The organism is Dietzia sp. DQ11-38-2 (assembly GCF_014145055.1).
In the GTDB taxonomy this organism is placed as follows: domain Bacteria; phylum Actinomycetota; class Actinomycetes; order Mycobacteriales; family Mycobacteriaceae; genus Dietzia.
Window position 1 is genome coordinate 1 of record NZ_JAALDW010000265.1, and the last position, 2,626, is coordinate 2,626.

1 protein-coding gene is annotated in these 2,626 nt (G+C 71.2%); it reads right to left on the reverse strand.

From position 1 onward, the window contains the following. Positions 1–158: 158 nt before the first annotated feature. The coding region (gene mfd, locus G6026_RS09685) for a transcription-repair coupling factor (RefSeq protein ID WP_182613039.1) at positions 159–2,626 on the reverse strand (2,468 nt) is incomplete at its 5' end.

The following is a 2,626-nucleotide window of genomic DNA, read 5'->3' on the forward strand; positions in this document are numbered from 1 at the left end:
CAGGTACGGCAGCAGCGAGGCATGGGTCTGGGCGGCCTCCCACTCGCCGTCGCGGCGGATCCGGCCCATCACCTCGATCGCCTCGGCGAGCCGATCCCCCGCACCCGATCCAGCGCCCGGCCCATCGCCGGGGTCGGGCTCGCGACCGGGCTCGGGACTCACACCGACACCGGCTCCGCCTGGATCACCGGATTCGAGCCCTCCGGATCCCCTGCCATGGCGGTGAGGAAGTCGGCGGCGTACTGCAGCATCTCGTCGTCGCGCGCCTTCTCCGCGCCCGCGCCGGCACGCGCTCCGGCGGCCTTGGGCAGCGGGAGCAGCACGGTCTTCTGCGTGGCCCGGTACTGGGCGGCCGGGTACATGCGCTTGAGGCGGATCTGCTGCGAGTCGAGCAGGTCGAGCGGGCCCACGCGCAGGCGGGAGCCGGCCAGCACGATCTCCCGCACCTTGTACTTCTGGCACACGAGCCGCAGCCGCGACACCGACACCACGCGCCGGGCCTCGGCGGGCATGGGACCGTAGCGGTCCACCAGTTCCTCGACCACCGCGTCGATGTCCTCGGGAGCCCGTGCCTGGGACAGCTTGCGGTACGCCTCGAGTCGCAGCCGGTCGCCGTCGACGTATTCGACCGGGATGTAGGCGTCGACGGGGAGCTCGATGCGGATCTCGCCCACCTCCTCCTCGACCTCCACGGACTCGCCGTCGGCGATGGCGCGGTACGCCTCCACCGCCTCGCCGACCAGACGGATGTAGAGGTCAAAGCCGACGCCGGCGATGTGCCCGGATTGTTCGGCGCCCAGCACGTTGCCGGCCCCGCGCAGCTCGAGGTCCTTCATCGCCACGGCCATGCCGGCACCCAGGTCGTTGTTCTGCGCGATGGTCGCCAACCGGTCGTAGGCGGTCTCGGTGAGCGGCTTCTCGGGGTCGTAGAGGAAGTAGGCGTACCCACGCTCACGCGACCGTCCCACGCGCCCGCGCAGCTGGTGCATCTGCGACAGGCCCAGCTGGTCGGAGCGGTCGACGATCAGGGTGTTGGCGTTGGAGATGTCCAGGCCGGTCTCGACGATGGTCGTGCACACCAGCACGTCGTATTCGCGGTTCCAGAACCCGCCGACGGTCTGCTCGAGCTGCTCCTCCCCCATCTGCCCGTGGGCCACCACCACCCGCGCCTCGGGCACCAGGTCGCGGATCTTGGCCGCGGTGGCGTCGATGGTCCGCACCCGGTTGTGCACGTAGAACACCTGCCCCTCACGCAGCAGTTCGCGGCGGATCGCGGCGGCGACGTGCTTGTCCGAGTGCGCCCCCACGTACGTGAGCACGGGCAGGCGCTCCTCGGGCGGGGTGAGGATCTGGCTCATCTCCCGGATCCCGGCCAGCGACATCTCCAGCGTCCGCGGGATGGGCGTGGCGGACATGGTCAGCACGTCCACGTGGGTGCGCAGCGAGGTGATGTGTTCCTTGTGCTCCACGCCGAAGCGCTGCTCCTCGTCCACCACCACCAGGCCGAGGTTCTTCCACCGGACACCCGTCGCGAGCAGGCGATGGGTGCCGATCACCACGTCCACCGTGCCGTCGGCCAGGCCCGCGAGGATCTCCTTGGCCTCCGCGTCGGAGGTGAACCGGCTCAGGCCCTTGACGGTCACGGGGAACCCGGTCATGCGCTCGACGAAGGTCGCCTGGTGCTGCTGGGCCAGCAGCGTGGTGGGCACGAGCACGGCCACCTGGGTGCCGTCCTGCACGGCCTTGAACGCCGCCCGCACCGCCACCTCGGTCTTGCCGTAGCCCACGTCACCCACCACCACGCGGTCCATGGGGGCGGTCTTCTCCATGTCCCCCTTGACCTCCTCGATCGCCGTGAGCTGGTCGACGGTCTCGGTGAACGGGAACGCGTCCTCCATCTCCCGCTGCCACGGGGTGTCGGGGCCGAAGGCGCGGCCGGGTGCGGACTGGCGCTTGGCGTAGAGCTGCACCAGCTCGGTGGCGATCTCGCGTACGGCCTTGCGGGCCTTGCGCTTGGTGTTCTGCCAGTCAGCGCCGCCCATCTTGCTCAGCGTCGGCGCCTCCCCGCCCACGTAGCGGCTCAGCTGGCCGAGGGATTCCATGGGCACGAACAGGCGGTCTCCGGCGCCGCCGCGCTTGCCGGGCGCGTACTCGATCACCACGTATTCGCGCCGGCTCGAGCCGTCCCCGCCGCGCACCTGCCGCTCGACCATCTCCACGAACCGGCCGATGCCGTGCTGGTCGTGCACCACCCAGTCGCCGGCCTTGAGGGCCAGGGGGTCCACCTGGTTGCGGCGCTTGGCGTGGCGCGTCTTGGGGCGCGCGGTGGCGCCGAGTCGGTTGCCGGTGAGATCCGTCTCGGAGACGACGACGAGCTGGTCCCCCTGCTCCCCGGAGTCGGTCGCCAGCGCGAACCCTCCGTGCAGGATCGCCTCGTACACCGACACCACGCCGGGGGCGGGCTCGGATCCCGCCGGGGCGGCGGTGGCCGGGACCTCGGCCTCGGACAGTCGCTCCAGGACGCGATCGACGGTGCCGTGGCCCGGGACCACCACGGCCGCCCGGCCACCGGAGGCCATGAGCGCCCGGAGTCGGACGAACATGGCCTGCATCTCCGAGTCCTTGC